Annotated in this window: 12 protein-coding genes, 1 tRNA gene and 5 pseudogenes; 12 read left to right on the top strand and 6 right to left on the bottom strand. The window is 65.2% G+C overall.

What is annotated here, in order from left to right:
• From XAXN_RS03105 to XAXN_RS03065, 9 genes and pseudogenes are all read left to right on the top strand, one after another.
• Nucleotides 1–78, top strand: a pseudogene (locus XAXN_RS03105) (GNAT family N-acetyltransferase); the annotation flags it as partial.
• 5 nt (nucleotides 79–83) lie between these two features.
• Nucleotides 84–1,184 (top strand): acetylornithine deacetylase, encoded by a 1,101-nt coding sequence (locus tag XAXN_RS03100; RefSeq protein ID WP_054318451.1) that lies wholly within the window; start codon nucleotides 84–86, stop codon nucleotides 1,182–1,184.
• Between the two features lie 44 nt (nucleotides 1,185–1,228).
• Nucleotides 1,229–2,572 (top strand): acetylglutamate kinase, encoded by a 1,344-nt coding sequence (locus tag XAXN_RS03095; RefSeq protein WP_054318450.1) that lies wholly within the window; start codon nucleotides 1,229–1,231, stop codon nucleotides 2,570–2,572.
• Between the two features lie 5 nt (nucleotides 2,573–2,577).
• Nucleotides 2,578–3,189 carry a GNAT family N-acetyltransferase gene (locus XAXN_RS03090; RefSeq protein WP_054318449.1) on the top strand — a complete coding sequence of 204 codons (612 nt, stop codon included), beginning with the start codon at nucleotides 2,578–2,580 and terminating at the stop codon, nucleotides 3,187–3,189.
• Nucleotides 3,186–4,139: an N-acetyl-gamma-glutamyl-phosphate reductase gene (gene argC, locus XAXN_RS03085; protein ID WP_054318448.1), complete on the top strand. Its 954-nt coding sequence runs from the start codon at nucleotides 3,186–3,188 to the stop codon at nucleotides 4,137–4,139. The genes XAXN_RS03090 and argC overlap by 4 nt, the downstream gene beginning before the upstream one ends.
• Before the next feature lie 103 nt (nucleotides 4,140–4,242).
• A complete protein-coding gene (locus tag XAXN_RS03080; RefSeq protein WP_054318447.1) occupies nucleotides 4,243–5,541 on the top strand; it encodes an argininosuccinate lyase in 1,299 nt (432 codons plus the stop codon).
• Entirely contained in the window at nucleotides 5,538–5,798 is a 261-nt protein-coding gene (locus XAXN_RS03075; protein ID WP_054318446.1) for a YciI family protein, read from the top strand. The genes XAXN_RS03080 and XAXN_RS03075 overlap by 4 nt, the downstream gene beginning before the upstream one ends.
• A gap of 13 nt (nucleotides 5,799–5,811) precedes the next feature.
• Complete coding sequence (gene proB, locus XAXN_RS03070) at nucleotides 5,812–6,966, top strand: glutamate 5-kinase (RefSeq protein ID WP_054318445.1); 1,155 nt, start codon at nucleotides 5,812–5,814, stop codon at nucleotides 6,964–6,966.
• A gap of 160 nt (nucleotides 6,967–7,126) precedes the next feature.
• Nucleotides 7,127–8,371 carry a glutamate-5-semialdehyde dehydrogenase gene (locus tag XAXN_RS03065; RefSeq protein WP_054318444.1) on the top strand — a complete coding sequence of 415 codons (1,245 nt, stop codon included), beginning with the start codon at nucleotides 7,127–7,129 and terminating at the stop codon, nucleotides 8,369–8,371.
• Between the two features lie 260 nt (nucleotides 8,372–8,631).
• Here XAXN_RS03065 and XAXN_RS03060 read toward each other — a convergent pair.
• Nucleotides 8,632–10,282 (bottom strand): annotated as a pseudogene (locus tag XAXN_RS03060) (glycosyl hydrolase family 95 catalytic domain-containing protein); the annotation flags it as partial.
• Nucleotides 10,283–10,491: 209 nt separating this feature from the next.
• Here XAXN_RS03060 and XAXN_RS03055 point away from each other — a divergent pair.
• Nucleotides 10,492–12,406, top strand: a pseudogene (locus XAXN_RS03055) (CocE/NonD family hydrolase).
• Here the strand turns inward: XAXN_RS03055 and XAXN_RS03050 are convergent.
• The 5 genes and pseudogenes from XAXN_RS03050 to XAXN_RS23460 all read right to left on the bottom strand — a co-directional run.
• Nucleotides 12,387–13,652: a CynX/NimT family MFS transporter gene (locus tag XAXN_RS03050; RefSeq protein ID WP_134980285.1), complete on the bottom strand. Its 1,266-nt coding sequence runs from the start codon at nucleotides 13,650–13,652 to the stop codon at nucleotides 12,387–12,389. The pseudogene XAXN_RS03055 and the gene XAXN_RS03050 overlap by 20 nt on opposite strands.
• Nucleotides 13,653–13,735: 83 nt before the next feature.
• Nucleotides 13,736–13,812 (bottom strand) — tRNA-Pro (locus tag XAXN_RS03045).
• A 59-nt stretch (nucleotides 13,813–13,871) separates the two neighbouring features.
• Entirely contained in the window at nucleotides 13,872–13,982 is a 111-nt protein-coding gene (gene cydX / locus XAXN_RS03040) for a cytochrome bd-I oxidase subunit CydX (RefSeq protein WP_008573380.1), read from the bottom strand.
• Between the two features lie 91 nt (nucleotides 13,983–14,073).
• Nucleotides 14,074–14,826, bottom strand: a pseudogene (cydB, locus tag XAXN_RS23465) (cytochrome d ubiquinol oxidase subunit II); the annotation flags it as partial.
• Nucleotides 14,818–16,042, bottom strand: a pseudogene (locus XAXN_RS23460) (cytochrome ubiquinol oxidase subunit I); the annotation flags it as partial. The pseudogenes XAXN_RS23460 and cydB, both read right to left, overlap by 9 nt.
• Nucleotides 16,043–16,193: 151 nt before the next feature.
• On the opposite strand from XAXN_RS23460, the gene cydD reads away from it, so the two are divergent.
• Both cydD and cydC read left to right on the top strand, forming a co-directional pair.
• The gene (gene cydD / locus XAXN_RS03030; RefSeq protein WP_054318442.1) at nucleotides 16,194–17,930 is read left to right on the top strand and encodes a thiol reductant ABC exporter subunit CydD; all 1,737 of its coding nucleotides are present in this window, start codon (nucleotides 16,194–16,196) and stop codon (nucleotides 17,928–17,930) included.
• Nucleotides 17,927–19,612: a thiol reductant ABC exporter subunit CydC gene (gene cydC, locus XAXN_RS03025; RefSeq protein WP_054318441.1), complete on the top strand. Its 1,686-nt coding sequence runs from the start codon at nucleotides 17,927–17,929 to the stop codon at nucleotides 19,610–19,612. The genes cydD and cydC overlap by 4 nt, the downstream gene beginning before the upstream one ends.
• The last annotated feature ends 30 nt before the right edge of the window (nucleotides 19,613–19,642 follow it).

Genomic DNA, 19,642 nt, shown 5'->3' with positions numbered 1-19,642 from the left:
GCCGCGCCGGCGCGGCCGCAGGCGTTGATGGAAATCGCCTATCCCGATCTCTACTGCACCACCACCACGGCTGCCTGACACCCATGACTGACCTGCTCACCTCCACGCTCGACCACCTGCAGGCGCTGGTGGCGTTCGACACCCGCAATCCGCCGCGTGCGATTGCCGCCGAAGGCGGCATCTTCGATTATCTGCGCGCGCAGCTGCCGGGGTTCCAGGTCGAGGTGGTCGATCACGGTGCCGGGGCGTTGAGCTTGTACGCGGTGCGAGGTGCGCCGAAATATCTGTTCAATGTGCATCTGGATACCGTGCCGGATTCGCCACACTGGAGCGCCGACCCGCACGTGATGCGGCGCCTGGACGATCGCGTGGTGGGCCTGGGCGTGTGCGATATCAAGGGGGCGGCGGCGGCGCTGGTTGCCGCGGCCAATGCCGGCGATGGCGATGCCGCCTTCCTGTTTTCTTCTGACGAAGAAGCCAACGACCCGCGCTGTATCGCCGCGTTTCTTGCGCGTGGTGTTCCGTATGAGGCCGTGTTGGTGGCCGAGCCGACCATGGGCGAAGCGGTGCTGGCGCACCGCGGCATCAGCTCGGTGTTGATGCGGTTTATCGGGCGCGCAGGCCATGCTTCTGGCAAGCAGGACCCCTCGGCCAGCGCGCTCCATCAGGCAATGCGCTGGGGCGGAAAAGCCCTGGACCATGTCGAATCGCTGGCGCATGCGCGCTTCGGCGGTTTGACCGGATTGCGGTTCAATATCGGCCGCGTCGAGGGCGGCATCAAGGCCAACATGATCGCGCCGGCAGCCGAAGTGCGCTTCGGCTTTCGTCCGCTGCCGTCGATGGACGTGGATGGATTGCTGGCAACCTTCGCCGGATTCGCCGAACCGGCGGCAGCGCATTTCGAAGAAACCTTCCGCGGGCCGAGCCTGCCATCGGGTGACATCGCACGTGCGGAAGAGCGCCGCCTGGCCGCACGCGATGTGGCCGATGCGCTGGACCTGCCGATCGGCAACGCAGTGGACTTCTGGACCGAGGCCTCGCTGTTTTCGGCCGGTGGCTACACAGCGCTGGTCTATGGCCCGGGCGACATCGCCCAGGCGCACACCGCGGACGAATTCGTGACGCTGGCGCAGCTGCAGCGTTACGCCGAATCGGTCCATCGCATCATCAACGTTTCCCGCTGAACCGACACGCGCCTGGCGCTCCCTTTCCTTTTTCGAACACGGCAATGTCCCCTTCCGCACAGCCCCACAAACAAACCCGCCAGACCATCGTGCGCCTGCTCTCCAGCATGGCCAGCGCGAAGGAAATCAGCCAGTACCTCAAGCGGTTTTCGCAGCTCGACGCCAAGCGCTTCGCAGTGGTCAAGGTGGGGGGCGCGGTGTTGCGCGACGATCTGGACGCGCTGACTTCGTCGCTGTCGTTCCTGCAGGAAGTGGGGCTGACCCCGATCGTGCTGCATGGCGCCGGCCCGCTGCTGGATGCAGAGCTGTCGGCAGCCGGCATCGAAAAGCACACCGTCAACGGACTGCGCGTGACCTCGCCGGAAGCCTTGGCGATCGTGCGCAAGGTATTCCAGGCCTCCAACCTCAAGCTGGTGGAAGCGCTGCAGCAGAACGGTGCGCGTGCGACCTCGATCACCGGCGGCGTGTTCGAGGCCGAGTATCTGGATCGCGACACCTATGGTCTGGTCGGTGAGGTCAAGGCGGTGAATCTGGCGCCGATCGAAGCCAGCCTGCAGGCCGGTTCCATCCCAGTGATCACCAGCCTGGGCGAAACGCCCAGCGGGCAGATCCTCAACGTCAACGCGGACTTTGCCGCCAACGAGTTGGTGCAGGAGCTGCAGCCGTACAAGATCATTTTTCTCACCGGCACCGGCGGCCTGCTGGATGCCGATGGCAAGTTGATCGATTCGATCAACCTGTCTACCGAGTTCGATCACCTGATGCAGCAGCCGTGGATCAACGGCGGCATGCGGGTGAAGATCGAGCAGATCAAGGACTTGCTCGATCGCCTGCCGCTGGAGTCGTCGGTGTCGATCACCCGGCCGGCGGACCTTGCCAAGGAGCTGTTCACCCACAAGGGCTCGGGTACGTTGGTGCGGCGCGGCGAGCGCGTGTTGCGCGCAACTGCCTGGGACGAGCTGGATCTGCCGCGGCTCAGGTCGCTGATCGAATCCAGCTTCGGCCGCACGCTGGTGCCGGAGTATTTCGACACCACCAAGCTGCTACGCGCGTACGTCAGCGAAAACTACCGCGCGGCGGTGATCCTGACCGACGAAGGCCAGTTCGGTGCGGGCAGGTTGACCTATCTGGACAAGTTTGCCGTGCTCGACGATGCGCAGGGCGAAGGTCTTGGCCGGGCGGTGTGGAACGTGATGCGCGAACAGACACCGCAGCTGTTCTGGCGTTCGCGCCATAACAACCAGGTCAATATCTTCTACTACGCCGAATCCGACGGTTGCATCAAGCAGGAGAAGTGGAAGGTGTTCTGGTACGGGCTGGAAAATTTCGAGCAGATCCAGCATTGCGTTGCGCACTGCGCGACGCGTCAGCCGACCTTGCTGGGCTGACTGCGATGAGCGTCGTCGACTTGCCACCCCTTTGGCACGAACAGCTCAGCCTGCGTGGACAGCACGCGAGCCTGGAGCCGTTACAGGCAACGCATGCCGATGGGTTGCGCGAGGCACTGGGCGACGGCGCGCTGTCGCGGCTGTGGTACACCAGCGTGCCCGCACCGGAACAGGTCGACGCGTATATCGCTGCAGCCTTGGCCGCCTGCGCCGATGGCGCGGCGCTGCCATTTGCAGTGCGCGATGCGGCCGGCAACATCGTGGGTTGCACGCGCTACTACGCGCCGGATGCAGCAGCGCCCCGGCTGTCGATTGGCTACACCTGGTACGCGCCGCGCGTGCAGCGCAGCGGCGTCAACACCGAAACCAAGCTGATGTTGCTGCAATATGCCTTCGAAACATTGGGGTGCTTGAGCGTGGTGTTCGAAACCAGCTGGTTCAACCACACCTCGCGTGCGGCGATCGCGCGGCTGGGCGCAAAACAGGACGGCGTGCTGCGCAACCACACCCGCCACGCCGACGGTACGCCGCGCGATACCGTGGTGTTTTCCATCATCGATACGGAATGGGCCGGGGTCAAACGCCACCTGCAGTTCCGCCTGGAAGCAAACGCATGACTGTTCAACAAAAAACCATCGGCATTGTCGGCGCCCGCGGGCATACCGGCTCGGAACTGATCAAACTGGTGGTGGCGCACCCGCAGCTGCAATTGAGCTTCGTGTCCTCGCGCGAGTTGGCCGGGCAGCGCGTGGCCGAGCATAACGATGTCTACCAGGGCGAGTTGCGTTATGAGAGCCTGGATGCCGACGCAGTGGCCGCCAAGGCAGCCGACGTGGTGATCCTGGCGCTGCCCAATGGCAAGGCAGAGCCCTACGTCGCCGCGATCGACGCAGCAGCCCCGCAGACGCTGGTGATTGATCTTTCTGCAGACTATCGCTTCGATCCGGCCTGGTACTACGGCTTGCCTGAGCTGACGCGCGGCAGCTACGCGGGGCAAAAACGCATCAGCAACCCGGGCTGCTATGCCACCGCGATGCAACTGACCATCGCGCCGCTGCTCGACCAGTTGGCCGGGCCGCCGCAGTGTTTTGGCGTGTCCGGGTACTCGGGCGCGGGGACCACGCCTTCGGACAAGAATAACCCTGAGTTGCTCTCCAATAACTTGATGCCGTATGCGCTGACCAACCACATGCACGAGCGCGAGGTGTCTGCACAGCTGGGCGCGCCGGTGGAGTTCATGCCGCATGTGGCGCCGCATTTTCGCGGCATCACCATGACCGTCAATCTATGGCTGCGGCAGCCGCTGACGCGCGAGCAGATCCAGGCGCGCTATGCAAAGCGTTATGCCGACGAGCCGTTGATCGAGATGGTCGACGAGGCGCCTTGGGTGAGCCGCATCGCCGGCAAGCACGGTGTGCAGATCGGCGGGGTAACGCTGGCGCCCGGCAACAAGCGCGTGGTGGTGGTGGCAACGCTGGACAATCTGCTCAAGGGTGCGGCAACGCAGGCGATGCAAAACCTCAACCTGGCGCTGGGCTGGGACGAGTTGATCTCTATCCCAGTCTGATATCCGGGACCCGGAACCGGGGACCGGGGAAGAGCAAGGGCAAACGCTCCTGCCTTCCCGGGTCTCCGGTCCCGGGTCTCCAGTCCCGCACAAAGGACCCCCAATGACCAATCTGTTGTGGCAAAAACCCGGCGTTGCCGTGGACGCCAAGATCCAGAGTTTCCTGGCTGGCGATGATGTGATCCTGGATCGCGAATTCTTCCTGTACGACATCGCTGCCAGCAAGGCGCATGCGCAGGGGCTGCAGCACATCGGCATCTTGTCGTTGCAGGAGCTTGATGGCTTGAGCGAACAGCTCGACCTGCTGGCCGCCGATTTTCGCAGCGGCGCCTTCGTGCTCGATGCACAATATGAAGATTGCCACTCCGCCATCGAAGCACGATTGACCGAGCGCCTGGGCGATGCCGGCCGCAAGATCCACACCGGTCGCAGCCGCAACGACCAGATCCTGGTTGCCACCCGCTTGTGGCTGAAGGACAAGCTGCAGTGCGTGGCCACGCTCAGCGCAGAGATCGCAAAGGTGGCGATAGACCGCGCGCAGGCCGAGGCCGAGCTGCCGGTGCCCGGTTATACGCACATCCAACGGGCGGTGGTGTCGTCGGCCGGCATGTGGTGGGCGGGTTGGGCGGAAGCCTTCATCGACAACGCCATGCGCGCCGACGACACCTTCCGCCTGGTCGACAGCAACCCGCTCGGCACCGCTGCAGGCTATGGCGTGAATTTGCCACTGGACCGTGCGCATACCACCGCCGAACTGGGCTTTGCACGCCTGTTGGTCTCGCCGATCTACGCCCAGCTCTCGCGCGGCAAATACGAACTGGCCGCGCTCGAAGCGCTGGGTAGCGCCACGCTGGATCTGCGCCGCATCGCCTGGGATCTGTCGCTGTTCACCAGCGGCGAATTTGCGTTTGTCGCGTTGCCGGTGCAGTACACCACCGGCAGTTCGATCATGCCGAATAAGCGCAACCCGGACGTGATCGAGTTGATGCGCGCAACGCATGCCAGCGTGGCGGCAGCGCGCACCAAGATCGAACAGCTGCTGTCGCTGCCGTCGGGTTATCACCGCGATCTGCAGAGCAGCAAGGGCGCGATCGTGCACGGCTTTGGCCGCGGACTTGCAGCGCTGGAACTGTTGCCGGCCTTGCTGGCCAATCTGGAGTGGCGCCCGGACAAACTGCGCGCAGCCATCGATTCGGGCATGTACGCCACCGATGTGGCAGTGGAAGCCGCAGTGGCTGGCGTGCCGTTCCGCGAGGCCTACAAGGCCGCAGCGCAAGCCTCCGATACCGCGGGGCAGGGACGCACACCGGAAGGTAGCCTGGCTGCGCGCGTGTCGCCCGGTGCTGCAGCCGACCTGCAGCTGGATGTGTTGCAGACGCGCTGGCAGGCGCTGCGCGCATGACGACCCGCTATCTGGTGCTTGCGCTGCGCAAGCCGGGGGTTGCTGCCGACGTGGTGCAGCCGCATCTGGACTTTCTTGATGCATTGCGCGCCGCCGGGCAGCTTGAGTTGACTGGTGGTTTCAGCGATCGCAGCGGTGGCGCATATGTGCTGGTCAACGTGGCCACACTCGAAGACGCGCAGCAGATCGTTGCGCGCGACCCGCTGGTGCTGCGCAACGCCTCTGCATTGACCGTGTATGAGTGGAACACGCACTGAGGACGCCATTGCCATGAGCACGCTTGCCAGCACGTTGTCGCCGTTTACCGAGCAGGCGCTGCCGCCGTGGCGCCGTGCGGTGCTCAAGGTCGGCAGCAGCCTGCTCGCCGCCGATGGTGGCGGCTTGTCCCCGCGCTTCGCGCTGGGTCTGGCACAGTTTGTTTCCGCCAATCTGGCAGCCGGGCGCGAGCTGGTGATTGTGTCCTCTGGCGCGGTGGCCGCTGGCCGCGCCATCCTGCCCAAAGCGGTGGATGTCGGCGCGCCGATCGCGGCACGTCAGGCGCTGGCCGCCTTGGGCCAGGCGCAGTTGATTGCGTTGTGGCAGCGCTTTTTCGAGCGGCCGGTGGCACAGGTACTGCTCACGCATGACGACCTGCGCAACCGTCGCCGCTATCTCAACGCGCGTGCCACCTTGGGTGAGCTGCTGCGGTTGGGCGCACTGCCGGTGATCAACGAAAACGACACCGTCTCGGTGGATGAGTTGAAGCTGGGCGATAACGACAACCTGGCCGCGATCGTGGCGGCGCTGGTCGATGCCGACGCGTTGTTTATCGCCACCGATATCGATGGCTTGTATAGCGCCGACCCACGCAGCAACCCATTGGCGCGCCCGCTCGACGATGTGCCCGAGCTCACCCCAGAGGTGCTGGCAATGGCCGGCGGCAGCGGCAGCAACGTGGGGACCGGTGGCATGCGCACCAAGCTGGAAGCCGCGGCGAAGGCCGGTGCGGCCGGCATCGAAACCTATCTATTCAACGGCCGAATTGGCGAGGTGGTGCGCGCCCTGGCGCAGGACCGCCTGCGTGGCACGCGCATCCATGCCGCACGCACGCGCATCGCTGCGCGAAAATACTGGCTGCGGCACGCACCGGTGGAAGCGGGCGCGATCCTCATCGACGACGGCGCTGCGGCGGCCTTGACCGGCAAGGGCGCCTCGCTGTTGCCAGGCGGGGTTGCCGGCGCGCAGGGCGATTTCCGTCGCGGCGACATGGTGGAGATCCGTCGGCGCGATACCGCGGGCGAACATTGTCTGGCACGCGGCGTGAGTCAGTACTCGGCCCTGGATATCCGTCGTATCGCAGGTCGCCACTCGCGCGAGATCGAGAACGTGCTCGGCTACAGTTATGGCGAAAACGTGGTGCATCGCGATGATCTGGTGGTGCTGTAGCGGAGATTCGAGATTTGAGATTGGGGATTCGCAAAAGCATGTGTACTGCGCGTTTCACCTGTTGCCGCTTTGTTCCAATGACTGAGTCCGTTGTGGTGATAAAACGATATTGCCTGCTTTTGCCAATCTCCAATCCCGACTCCCAAATCCCGGCCCCCAAATGACCATCAAAACGCTCGCTCTGCAATGCCGTGACGCCGCGCAGGTGGTGTCGCAATTGTCTGCACAGGCCAAGTACGCCTTGCTGGAGGCGATGGCTGCCGCGCTGGAAGCCGATGCCGCAGCGATTCTGGCCGCCAATGCGCGCGATCTGGAGGCTGCGCGCGCCAAGGGCACCGGCGGTGCCATGCTCGATCGGCTGGCGCTGGACGACAAGCGCCTGGCCGGTATCGCTGCCGCATTGCGCGAAGTGGCGCAGTTGCCCGACCCGGTGGGCCAGATCACCCGCCAAGATGTGCGGCCCAACGGGATTCGCGTGCAGAAGGTGCGTGTGCCGCTGGGCGTGATCGCGATGATTTACGAGGCGCGGCCCAACGTCACGGCCGACGCCGCCGCGCTGTGCATCAAGGCCGGCAACGGCGTGATCTTGCGCGGTGGCTCGGAGGCGATCCATTCCAATGCCGCCATTGCGCGCGCACTGCAGCGGGCCTTGCGCGAGGCCAATGTGCCGGAAGCGGCGCTGACCCTGGTCGAGGATTTGCGCCGCGAGACCATGCTGGAACTGCTGCAGCTCAACGATATCGTCGACCTGGCGATCCCGCGCGGCGGCGAAGGCTTGATCCAGTTTGTCGCCGAGCACGCACGCGTGCCGGTGATCAAGCACTACAAGGGCGTGTGCCATCTGTTTGTGGACGCGTCGGCCGATGTGGAGCTTGCGCTGCGGTTGTTGATCGATGGCAAGGCGACCCGGCCGGCAGCCTGTAATTCGCTGGAGACCTTGCTGGTGCATGCAGACATCGCCGAGCGCTTTCTGCCGCTTGCTGCGCAGGCATTGCGCGAACGCAGTGTGGAACTGCGCGGCGATGCGGCAACGCGCGCGGTGCTGCCCGAGATCGCGCCTGCCAGCGACGACGACTACGCCGCGGAATTTCTCGACCTGATCCTGGCCATGCGCGTGGTACCGGATCTGGACACGGCGCTGGCGCACATCCGCCAGTACGGCTCGGACCACACCGAAGTCATCGCCACGCAGGATGCCGACAACGCCGAGCGGTTCGTGCAGTCGCTACGCTCGGCGGTGGTGATGGTGAACGCCTCCTCGCGCTTTTCCGATGGCGGTGAGCTGGGCCTGGGCGCGGAGATCGGCATCTCCACCACGCGTCTGCATTCCTATGGTCCGATGGGCCTGGAAGCGCTGACCGTGGAGCGCTTCGTAGTGCGCGGCGAAGGTCAGGTGCGGCATTAGGCAAGGCTGGACAACTGCAGCGCGCGCCATCAACGGTGGCTGCTTGCATCGCTGAGCGATCGGCAATGCAGTCGCTGCCTCATTGGATGCTACCCGGATGCACCTGCCTTCCACAACACATTGCGTGCGCAATGCGACGTGGCTCGGTGACTCTAGGCCGGGGCCATGCCGCGGGCAGCGAATCGCCGGCCAACGCGCAGACGCCTTGCCGCGCTTGCAACCGCGTCACGCTTCAAGCGCTGCCGGCACGTGGCACTGGTTCACAGCACGCGCTGCACTTGGCCGCGTGCAAGCGTAACGTCGTGCGCCTGAGTGCCCCAGGCAATGCGGGTGCGGGTGCCGCCGACGCTGCGCACGCTGATCTGCGTCGGCACGCCGTTGCGCCATGCCATGTCGACCACGAACCCGCCGCGTGCGCCCAGGCCGGTCCCCCGGCCTTGCGCGGCCCAGGCCTTGGGCAGTGCCGGCAGCAGCGTGATCTGGCCAGGGCGCGAATACAGCAGCATTTCCAGCATTGCGGACGGGGTGCCGACGTTGGCATCGATCTGGAACACCCCTCCAAGGGTGGGGTCGCCATGCTGGCTGAGATCGTAGATATCGAACAGGTTCGGCGCGGTGCCGTTGCTGTGACCGATCGAGGGTTTCAGATTGGTCAGCACCAACGCATAAGCACGTTCTGCATCGCCCAGTCTTGCCCAGCACAGCGCCCGCCATGCGCAGGCCCAGCCAAAGCTCTGCATGCCGCGCGCTTCCAGCAGCTTGCGCGCTGCTTCCACCTGCGCAGGCGGCGCCAGATCCGGGTGCAGGCGATGGCCGGGGAATAAACCCATCAGTGGCGACAGCTGCCGGTGATGGGTTTCACCCAATTGGGTGGGGGACATCCATTCCTGCAATTGGCCGCTGAGCGGACTGATTTCCGGTAGGTACAGACGCTGCTGCAGCGTGGCGATGGTCGCGGCGTAGGTGGCGTCGCGGCCAAGCAGGGCGCTGGCCTGGCGGTATTGCCCGAACAGCGCCGACACCAGTTCCTGCGCATAGGCAATCCCACGCGCATTTTCTGGGCCATGCTCGGGCGACCAGGCGCCCTTGAGCAGCGGGTAGATGCGCGTGAGGTCATCCCGGTTCTGGGTGAACGCGTAGTGCTGCCACAGGCTGTCGCATAACCACGCGTTGCCTGCCGGGTGCCAGTACCAGCCATGGCCGCCGAACGGATTGGTGGAAATGGCCACGGTCCAGCCGGCGATCTTGCCGGAGGTGTTGCGGAAACGATTGCGCGGGTCGTTGAAGTGGGTCTGGGTGATGCGTGTCCAGGACGGCAACTGCGCCAGACAATAGCGTGTCAGCGCGTCAACGCAGGCGCCCAGGCCGGACGGGTCCGCTAGCCAGTAGTTCATCTGCAGATTGATGTCGCTGTGGTAGTCGCTCATCCATGGCGGATCGTTGTTTTCCAGCCACAGGGCAGGTTGGTGGGCAATCCATCGCGCGAGGCGGCGATGGTGAGATAGCGGCCAAATTGCAGATAGGCCACCTCCAGTTCCGGGTCGGGGAGCGCGGGCGCGGCGTCGCGGGCCTGGATCCGCTACCAGGTCTCCAGGCCGCGTTGCGTGTCGCTGGACTGGCAAGCTCCACCTGCAACGTGTCGAACAGCGCACGGTGATCGGCAACATGGGTGTCCAGCAACAGCGCCGCAGGCACTGCAGCAGCGGCCTGTGCGCGGTTGCGCGCCAGTGCGAGCGGGTCGCGCGTGGCGTCGCGCCAGCCGCGTGCGCCATCGGCGGCGTAGTCGGTGTCGCCGCACAACACGATGGTCAGCCCACTGCAGTCATGAAACCGCAGGATGCCGTCGCCTGTTTCGAGCCTGCCACTATCGCTATGCACGCGCAGCGCTGCGGCATCGCGCAGGCCGTTATCGCGCACCGATCGAAAACTGACGGGCAAGGTATGCACGCACGGCGTGGTCATTTCAGGACAACAGAAATGTCGTCGCCTTGCAGCCGATCCGCAGCGCGTGCTCGCCGTAGCCTGGCCGACCCGGTACCTTCGACACTCCCGCAAGCCAGTTGTCTGTGTCTACGCTGCCGCAGTTGTTCGTCCTGCCCACCGTTGCTGCCGGAGATTCCATGCGCCGCCTTGCCGCCTGCCTGCTCGCCACCGCCATTGCCGCCGCCACCGGCACCGCGATGACGCAAACCTCGCCGATGACGCCGGACATCACCGGCAAGCCGTTCGTGGCTGCCGATGCCAGCAACGACTACATCAAGCGCGAGGTGATGATTCCGATGCGCGATGGGGTCAAGCTGCACACGGTGATCGTGCTGCCCAAGGGCGCCAGGAACGCACCGATCGTGCTGACGCGCACGCCTTACGATGCCAGTGGCCGCACCGAACGGCTGGCCTCGCCGCATATGAAGGACCTGCTGTCTGCCGGCGACGATGTCTTCGTGGAAGGCGGCTACATCCGTGTGTTTCAGGACGTGCGCGGCAAATACGGTTCCGAAGGCGACTACGTGATGACCCGCCCGCTGCGTGGGCCGCTCAATTCCAGCGAGGTCGACCATGCCACCGATGCCTGGGACACCATCGATTGGCTGGTCAAGAACGTCAAGGAATCCAACGGAAAGGTCGGCATGGTCGGCTCGTCCTACGAAGGATTCACCGTGGTGATGGCGCTGACCCACCCGCATCCTGCGTTGAAGGTGGCGGTGCCGGAAAGCCCGATGATCGACGGCTGGATGGGCGATGACTGGTTCAACTACGGCGCGTTCCGCCAGGTCAATTTCGATTACTTCACCGGCCAGCTCAGCAAGCGCGGCAAGGGCGCCGGCATCGCGCGCCAGGGGCACGACGATTACAGCAATTTCCTGCAGGCCGGCTCGGCCGGCGACTTCGCCAAGGCCGCAGGCCTGGAGCAGTTGCCGTGGTGGCATAAGCTCACCGAACACGCCGCCTATGACGCGTTCTGGCAGGAGCAGGCGCTGGACAAGGTGATAGCGCGCACGCCGCTGAAGGTGCCCACGATGTGGCTGCAAGGTCTGTGGGATCAGGAAGACATGTGGGGTGCGATCCACAGCTACGCGGCGATGGAGCCGCGCGATAAGAGCAATACCCTCAACTACCTGGTGATGGGCCCGTGGCGCCACAGTCAGGTGAACTACGACGGCAGCACCTTGGGTGCGCTGAATTTCGAAGGCGACACCGCGCGCCAGTTCCGTTCCGAGGTGCTGCGCCCGTTCTTCGACCAGTACCTGGTCGATGGCGCGCCCAAGGCAGACACGCCGCCGGTGTTCATCTACAACACCGGGGAGAACCATTGGGACCGCCTCAAGGCGTGGCCGCGCAGTTGCGACAAGGGCTGCGTCTCGGCCAGCAAGCCGCTGTATCTGCAGGCCGGCGGCAAGTTGTCGTTCCAGCAGCCGGTGGCCGGGCAGGCGGGGTTTGAAGAGTACGTGTCCGACCCGGCCAAGCCGGTGCCGTTCGTGCCGCGCCCGGTGGATTTTGCCGACCGCGCGATGTGGACCATCTGGCTGGTGCACGACCAGCGCTTTGTAGATGGCCGCCCGGATGTGCTGACCTTCGTCACCGAGCCGCTGACCGAGCCACTGCAGATCGCCGGTGCGCCCGAAGTGCATCTGCAGGCCTCCACCAGCGGCAGTGACAGCGATTGGGTGGTGAAGCTGATCGACGTGTATCCGGAGGAGATGGCGTCGAACCCGAAGATGGGCGGCTACGAGTTGCCGGTGTCGTTGGCGATCTTCCGCGGCCGGCTACCGCGAGAGTTTCAGCACGCCCAAACCCTTGGCGTCCAATCAGCCGCTGGCATTCCAGTTCGGCTTGCCGACCGCCAACCACACCTTCCAGCCGGGCCACCGGGTGATGGTGCAGGTGCAGTCCAGCCTGTTCCCGCTGTACGACCGCAATCCGCAGACCTACGTGCCCAACATCTTCTTCGCCAAGCCCGGCGATTATCAGAAGGCCACGCAGCGGGTGTACGTGTCACCCGAGCAGCCCAGCTACATCAGTCTGCCGGTACGTTGAGCGCGCGGGCGCCGCGTGCCGGCGGCGCCCACGCATCTTCCAGCAACTGCGGGCGGCAGACCACCCAGGCGGCGGCCAGCTGCACCAGCAGGCAGATGACCAGGAACACGAACGGGGAGGTCCAGCCGCCACTGTGTGCGTGCAGCCAGCCGAACAGGAATGGCCCCAGGCAGCTCACCGCATAGCCCACGCCCTGCGAGAAGCCGGACAGTGCGGCCGAACCGGCCGCCGTGCGGCTGCGCTGATTCACCAACACCAATGCCAGCGGAAACGTGCTCGGCCCCAGACCAAGCAGGGTCACCCACAGGACCGGTGCGGCCAGCGGCGCCCACCACAGCCCGGCAAACGCGACAAGGTGGCAGGCCGCGCAGAGCAGCACGATCGGAAACGGGTTACGCATGCGCACCGCCAGTGCCGGCATGGTCAGCGCCCCGACCATGCCCAATGCCGCGAACAACGCCACCATGGTGCCGCCGAACGCAGGCGATGCACCGGCTTCGCGCAGCAGCGTCGGCAGCCAGGTGAACATGGAATAGGTCACCAGCGAGGTCATGCCGAAGGTTACCGCCATGCTCCACCCTAGCGCAGTGCGGGCGACGCGGCCTTCGGCTTCGGGCGTCGGGGTCACCGGTGCCGGGCCGGTGGCGCGCAGGCGCCCCTGGCTGGCATGCACCAGTGCCCACGCGGCCGACGCCAGCAGGGCTGGCAGCACCCATACCACCATCGAACTGCGCCACCCCAGCGCATCGGCCACCGGTACTGCCAGCAGCGCCGGCAGCAGCGTGCCGACCTGCAGCACGGTGATGTACAGCGTGCTGACACGGCTCACGCGGTCGCCGAAGTAGCGCTTCACCAGCGGTGGCAGCACCACGTTGCCCATGCCCATGCCGGCCAACGCCACCAGCGAGCCGACCAGCAACCCGGCGGTGCCCGGCAGCAGCGGGCGCAACACCAAGCCAAACGTGGCCAGCGCCATCGACAACAGGGCCACGCGCAGCAAGCCGAAACGGCGCAGCAACGCGGGCGTCCCCACGCCGGTGAGTGCGAACGCTGCGGTCGGCAACATGCCGAGCGCACCCATGGTAGGCGCGCCGAAGGCGTACTCGTCGGCAATGCGTTCCAGTAGCGGCGTCAGCGACGTCACCGCAGTGCGCAAGTTGAATGCGGACAGCAAAATCGCGGCCAGCACCAGGCCGCGACCACGCAACTGGGCGGACGAAGAAGACGCGGCAGTGACAACAGACATGACAGACCATCCGCGTCGCGCACGTGCGTGCAACGACGCCTGAAAACACAAAACCGGCACGAGGCCGGTTTGTGTTTTGAAACTGGTCGGGGAGACAGGATTCGAACCTGCGACCTCTACGTCCCGAACGTAGCGCTCTACCAGACTGAGCTACACCCCGAAGGAGCCGCGTATGTTACATAGGGAATGGGGAATCGGCAAGCATCTGATGAAATTATGTTACTGAGGCGGCTCACCACGCTCGGGCTCGCGTGCTTCGAACCACATGCCGTTGAGCACCGCGGCCAATGCCGCCAGGCCGGTGCCAAGTATCCATGCGAAATACCACATTGGTGTGCTCCTCGAATCGTTGAACAGGACGATGGTGACGCGCGATGCGGTAGCGGCAGCGCAGGCACTGCCGCTACCGCTACCGCGGCGCTCAGTACGCGTTGGGATTGGCCGTGACCGCATCGTCGGTGACCTTGCCCTTGAGCACGCGATACACCCAGCTGGTGTACGCCAGCACGATCGGCATGAATACGGCAGTGGCCAACAACATGATCCACAACGTAAGACGGCTGCTGGATGCATCCCACACTGTCAGGCTCGCGCTCGGCGCGGTGGAAGAGGGCAACAGGAACGGGAACAACGCAAAGCCCACCGTGAACACGATGCCGACGATGGCGCTGCCGGAGGCAATGAAGGCCAGGCCACCGCGCCGCATGCGTAAGAGCACCGCGCTCATTGCAAGCCCGACCAGGCCCACCAGCGGCGCCATCAATGTGGCCGGCATGCTGCTGTAGTTGTGCAACCAGCCGCCCGCGGCGGTGAACGCAGCGGTCTTGCCAAGCGGGTTGGTCGGCGCGTCGGTCGCCAGCACCGAGGTCACCGCATAGCCGGGCAGACCCAGCGCCACCCACGCACCGCCTGCTGCAAACAGTGCCAGCGCACATAGCGCGGCGATGCTGCCAAAACGCGCCGCCCGCTCGGCCACCGTTCCCTCGGTCTTGAGCACCAGCATCGCGGCGCCATGCGCGAGCAGCATGGCCACGCTGAGCAAACCGGCGAGCAATGCGAACGGCGTCAGCAGCCCCAACAGGTTGCCGGTGTAGAACGTGCGCATGCTGTCGTCGAAATGGAACGGCACCCCCAGCAGCACGTTGCCGACCACCACGCCCATGATCAGCGCCGGAAAGACGATGAGATACATGCCGATCGCGGCCATGATGCGGAAGGTCCAGAACAGCGGCAGCACGCGCGGCACCGTGTCCATCGCAGCCTGCGCAATCTGCTCCGGTGTGGCATTGCCGATATCGTCGCGGTAGCGCTTGAGCAGCAGGCCGTGGCCCAAGTCCTGCCAATGCGTATCGAAGACCTTGCGCGCTTGGGCATCGTTCTTGTCGGCGCGGATGCGTTGTAGTGCGCCGTAGGCGATTTGACCACCGCGGATGCGGTGTTCGGCACGGCCGACCAATGCGAGAATGCCCGGAATTGGCTCATCCAGCGAACGCATGGCGATCAAGCCCATCAGGTACGGAATCTTGATGGCGTAATCGTTGCGATGGGTGGTCTGGTTCGGAATGCCGAACGCAGTGAAGTCGGCCGGTGCAGCTTCGGTTTCCCACATCGCTTCGATGGCCGCCAGTTTCATCTTCTGGTGTTCGCTGGCGGCGTAGCCGCTCTCGTCGCCCAGCACCACCACCGACAGCGACGACAGTAGACCGAACGCCGCAGCCACCACAAACGAACGCCGTGCCATTTCAATATGCTTGCCGCGCAACAGGTAAAACGCACTGATCGACATCACGAATACCGCGCCCCGCACGTAGCCGGCACTGGCTGTATGCACGAACTTGGCTTGCGCCACCGGGTTGAACAGCACTGCCACGAAATCCACCACTTCCATGCGCATGGTGTCCGGGTTGAACACCGCGCCGGCCGGATTCTGCATCCAGCCGTTGGCGATCAGGATCCATAGCGCGGAGAAGTTGCTGCCCAGCGCCACCAGCCAGGTGGTGATCAGGTGCTGCACCTTGCTCAGGCGATTCCAGCCAAGAAAGAACAGTCCCAAAAAGGTGGCTTCCAGAAAGAACGCCATCAGTCCTTCGATCGCCAGCGGTGCACCGAAGATGTCGCCCACGTAATGGCTGTAGTACGCCCAGTTCATGCCGAACTCGAACTCCATCACGATGCCGGTACCGACGCCCATGGCGAAGTTGATGCCGAACAGCACACCCCAGAACATGGTCATGCGCCGCCAGACCTGCTTGCCGGTCATGACGTAGACACTTTCCATGATGCCCAGCAGGAACGACAGACCCATGGTGAGCGGCGGAAATGATGAAGTGGTACATCGCGGTGACTGCGAACTGCAGCCGCGACAGTTCGACGACTGTCGAGTCGATCATGGCGGGTGGGCCTGGTTGAGGTTCGGTAAGGAATGTGGTGATCATCTGCCGCTATCGCGCCGGCCGCGTTGATCCAAATCAATGCGGCGCTGAACAGGTGCGTCACACTGTCTATCGCCCACCGGGAGGCGGCGACTTACAATCGCGTGCAATGCGCAGTCTTCAGAAGAGCGACGTGAGCCAGCCCAGCGTGCAAGCCAGCGAAACGCCCGCCCAGCGCCGTCAACGCGGACACTGGCTGGACGCGCTGGCCGCATCGGCCACGCGCGCGCGGCGGCTTGCCGGCGTGGCGGTGGCGTTGTCGGGTGTGTTGCTGCTTGTGCAATCGGCCGCGATCGCCTGGCTGGTACAGGCGGTGCTGGTGCAGCACCTGGCATTGGCGCAATTTCGCAACGTGGGCGCGGGGTTGCTGGTTGCGCTGATCGGGCGCGCGCTCCTCAACGCCTGGGCGCAATCGCTGACCGGTGAAGTGGCCGACGTGGCCAAACGCGAACTGCGCGCGCGCATTGCGCGACGCCTGGTACAGCACGGGCCGCTATGGCTGCGCCGGCAGCGCAGCGGCGAACTGGGCGAATTAAGCCTGGCGCATACCGATGCGCTGGAAGGCTATTTCGTCGGCTACCAGCTCGCACGCATCGAAATGTTGCTGGTGCCGCCGTTGATCCTGATCGCGGTGTTTTCGGTCGATTGGGTGGTCGGGCTGGTGCTGCTGCTCACCGCGCCGCTGATTCCGTTCTTCATGATGCTGGTGGGGTGGGGCGCCGAGGCCGCGGGGCGTGGGCAACTTGGCGAGCTGGCGCGCATGTGCGGGCACTTTGCCGATCGGCTCAAAGGCTTGGGATTGCTGCGCGTATACGGCCGCGGCCAGGCCGAATTACAGGGCATTGCCGCCGCTGCCGAGGGCGTGCGCGAGCGCTCGCTGAACGTTTTGCGCATCGCATTCCTGTCGTCGACCGTGCTGGAATTTTTTGCCTCCGTCAGCGTGGCGATCGTGGCGCTGTACTTTGGTTTGAGTTATCTGGGCATGCTCTATCTGCACGGTATGCCGTCGCTGGGTGCGGGCATGTTCTGCCTCTTGCTGGCGCCGGAGTTCTTCGCGCCACTGCGGCGCCTGGCCGCGCATTACCATGACCGCGCAAACGCCTTGGCTGCAGTGGCCGAGGCCCAGCGGTTGCTGCAGGGTTTCCAGCCGTCTGCCGCTGCGCACACCGCTGTGCCCCCCGCACGTGCCCTGGAGCCTGCACAAGCGTATGCGCCTTTGTTGCAGGCACGTGGACTGGCGCTGCGTCCTGCCGGCGCTCCGCAGCTGGTGATTAAGGAGTTTGCGTTGACGCTGGAGCCAGGGCAGCGCGTGGCAGTGATCGGTGCCAGCGGCAGCGGCAAGAGCACGTTGCTGGAAGGGCTGGCCGGTTGGCTTGCACCCGAGGCAGGCAGTGTGGCCGTGCGCCCAGGTGCGCGCATTGGGTACGCCACGCAGCGGCCCTACCTGTTTCACGCCAGCATTGCCGACAACCTGCGCCTGGCCGACCCGCAGGCCAGTGATGCGCGCCTGCACGCAGTGGCCGAGGCGGCCCAAGTGCTGCGCTTTACAGCGCAGTTGCCGGCGGGCCTGAACACGGTGATCGGCGAGCGTGGCTTTGGTTTGTCCGGTGGCGAAGCCCGCCGCGTGGCGTTGGCGCGGCTGTTGTTGCGCGAGCCGGATGTGTTGCTGCTGGACGAGCCCACCGCCTTTCTCGACCCGGACACCGAAGCGGAATTGCTGCGTACGCTGGGCATCTTCGCCCGCGGCCGTGCGGTCGTTCTGGCGACGCACAGCGCTACGGTGATGCGTTGGGCCGATACTGTGGTCGATCTGCGCGGCGCGCCAGTCACGGTGGAGGCACCATGAGCCCCGCCCAGCCCGATCGTTTGCGCGATGTCTTTCATCGGCATGCCTGGCGTCTGCTGTTGTCGGCAGGGCTGCTGCTGGTCACCATGCTTGCCGGTGTCGGCCTGCTGGGCTTGTCCGGCAGCTTCCTGACCGCCGCTGCGCTGGCAGGCGTCGCCGGCATGGGGACCGGCTTCAATTTCTTCTCGCCGTCGGCCGGCATTCGCGCCTTGACATTCGCGCGTATCGTGTCGCGCTACGGCGAAAAGTTGATCGGGCACGACGCCACCTTGCGCATCGCCCGCGATCTGCGGGTGTGGTTCTTTCGTCGCGCCTTGCCGCTGGCGCCCGGGAGATTGTCGGCTACCCGGACCGGTGATCTGCTGGCGCGGCTGATGTCCGACATCGGCGAGGTCGACGGCCTCAGCGTGCGCGCATTGGCACCGCTGGCCGCGTTGCTCGGTATCTGGTTAGGCGGTGTGGTCGCCGCTGCACTGATCTATCTTCCCGCTGCATGGTTGTTGCTGGCGCTTGGCGTGCTCATCGGCGGACTGGTGTCGTGGCAGGTGGCACGCGGGGGCGCGCAGTGCGAGCAGTTGCGTGCGCAGCAGCGCACCGACTTGCGTACGCAAGCCTTCGAAGGCCTGGAGGGTGCGGCCGACCTTGCCGCGGTCGACGCGCACGGGGCCTGGCTGCAGCGCAGCGACACCGCGGCCGCCGCCGTGACCGGTGGCGATCGCATCCAGCGCAGACGGCTGATCACCGGCAACCTGCTGCACGCGCTCTGTGGCGGGCTGGGGCTGGCCAGCATGCTGTGGCTGGCACTCGGCGCGGCCGAACGCGGGCTGATCGCGGCCGAGCTTGCAGCAGGGTTGGTGTTTTTGACCATGGCGTTGCTGGAAGTCTGGGCCGGTGCCGGGCTGGCCTTGCAGGCGCTGCAAAGTGCGCGCGTTGCCGCCGGGCGCCTGCAGGCCATCGTCGATCAAGCGCCGTCGGTCAGCGATCCGGCGCGCGTGATCGATGTGCCGCGCACTGGCACGCTGCAATTGCAGCAGGTGTCGTTTGCCTGGCCCGGTAGCGTGCGGTCGGTGCTGCACGCGCTTGATCTGACATTGGCGCCGGGCGAGCGCATTGCCATCAGCGGCGATAGCGGCAGCGGTAAAAGCACACTGTCGGCGTTGTTGCTGCGCCTGTGGGATCCGCAGGCCGGGCAGCTGCACTATGCAGGCATCGACCTGCGCCACGTCGCACAGGCGCAATGGCACCAGCGTATCGCCTGGCTGCCGCAGAATGCGCCGGTATTTGCCGGCAGCGTGCGCGACAACCTGCTCATCGGCGACGCCGCTGCCGACGATGCCGCGTTGTGGCAGGTACTCGAACAGGTGCGCCTGGGCGCGTGGGCCAGCGCGAACAACGGCCTGGACACCTGGGTTGGCGAAAACGGCGCCACGCTGTCAGCCGGCCAGGCGCGCCGGCTCGCCCTCGCGCGGGCACTGCTGCGCGAGGCCCCGATCCTATTGCTCGACGAGCCCACCGATGGTCTGGACGTGGATACCGCCGACGCGCTGCTGCTAGACCTGGCCGCCGCACTCGGCGAACGCTCGCTGGTGATGATCACCCACGACGCGCTACCGCCCGGCGTGGTGCAGCGGCATTACCGGATGCGTGAGGGAAAGCTGGAGTTGCTCGATCAGAACGCATAGCCACTCGCTGCGTTCCTCGAACGTGGTCAC

It is taken from the genome of Xanthomonas axonopodis (genome assembly GCF_001304695.1).
Lineage (GTDB): Bacteria > Pseudomonadota > Gammaproteobacteria > Xanthomonadales > Xanthomonadaceae > Xanthomonas > Xanthomonas axonopodis.
Note: the sequence above shows the minus strand (reverse complement) of the source record. Positions and strands in the feature narration are given on the sequence as shown.

Coding starts and splice junctions, on each gene's coding strand:
- XAXN_RS03100 (WP_054318451.1), top strand. CDS start 84: ATGACTGACCTGCTCACCTCCACGCTCGACCACCTGCAGGCGCTGGTG.
- XAXN_RS03095 (WP_054318450.1), top strand. CDS start 1,229: ATGTCCCCTTCCGCACAGCCCCACAAACAAACCCGCCAGACCATCGTG.
- XAXN_RS03090 (WP_054318449.1), top strand. CDS start 2,578: ATGAGCGTCGTCGACTTGCCACCCCTTTGGCACGAACAGCTCAGCCTG.
- argC (WP_054318448.1), top strand. CDS start 3,186: ATGACTGTTCAACAAAAAACCATCGGCATTGTCGGCGCCCGCGGGCAT.
- XAXN_RS03080 (WP_054318447.1), top strand. CDS start 4,243: ATGACCAATCTGTTGTGGCAAAAACCCGGCGTTGCCGTGGACGCCAAG.
- XAXN_RS03075 (WP_054318446.1), top strand. CDS start 5,538: ATGACGACCCGCTATCTGGTGCTTGCGCTGCGCAAGCCGGGGGTTGCT.
- proB (WP_054318445.1), top strand. CDS start 5,812: ATGAGCACGCTTGCCAGCACGTTGTCGCCGTTTACCGAGCAGGCGCTG.
- XAXN_RS03065 (WP_054318444.1), top strand. CDS start 7,127: ATGACCATCAAAACGCTCGCTCTGCAATGCCGTGACGCCGCGCAGGTG.
- XAXN_RS03050 (WP_134980285.1), bottom strand. CDS start 13,652: ATGTCTGTTGTCACTGCCGCGTCTTCTTCGTCCGCCCAGTTGCGTGGT.
- cydX (WP_008573380.1), bottom strand. CDS start 13,982: ATGTGGTATTTCGCATGGATACTTGGCACCGGCCTGGCGGCATTGGCC.
- cydD (WP_054318442.1), top strand. CDS start 16,194: ATGCGCAGTCTTCAGAAGAGCGACGTGAGCCAGCCCAGCGTGCAAGCC.
- cydC (WP_054318441.1), top strand. CDS start 17,927: ATGAGCCCCGCCCAGCCCGATCGTTTGCGCGATGTCTTTCATCGGCAT.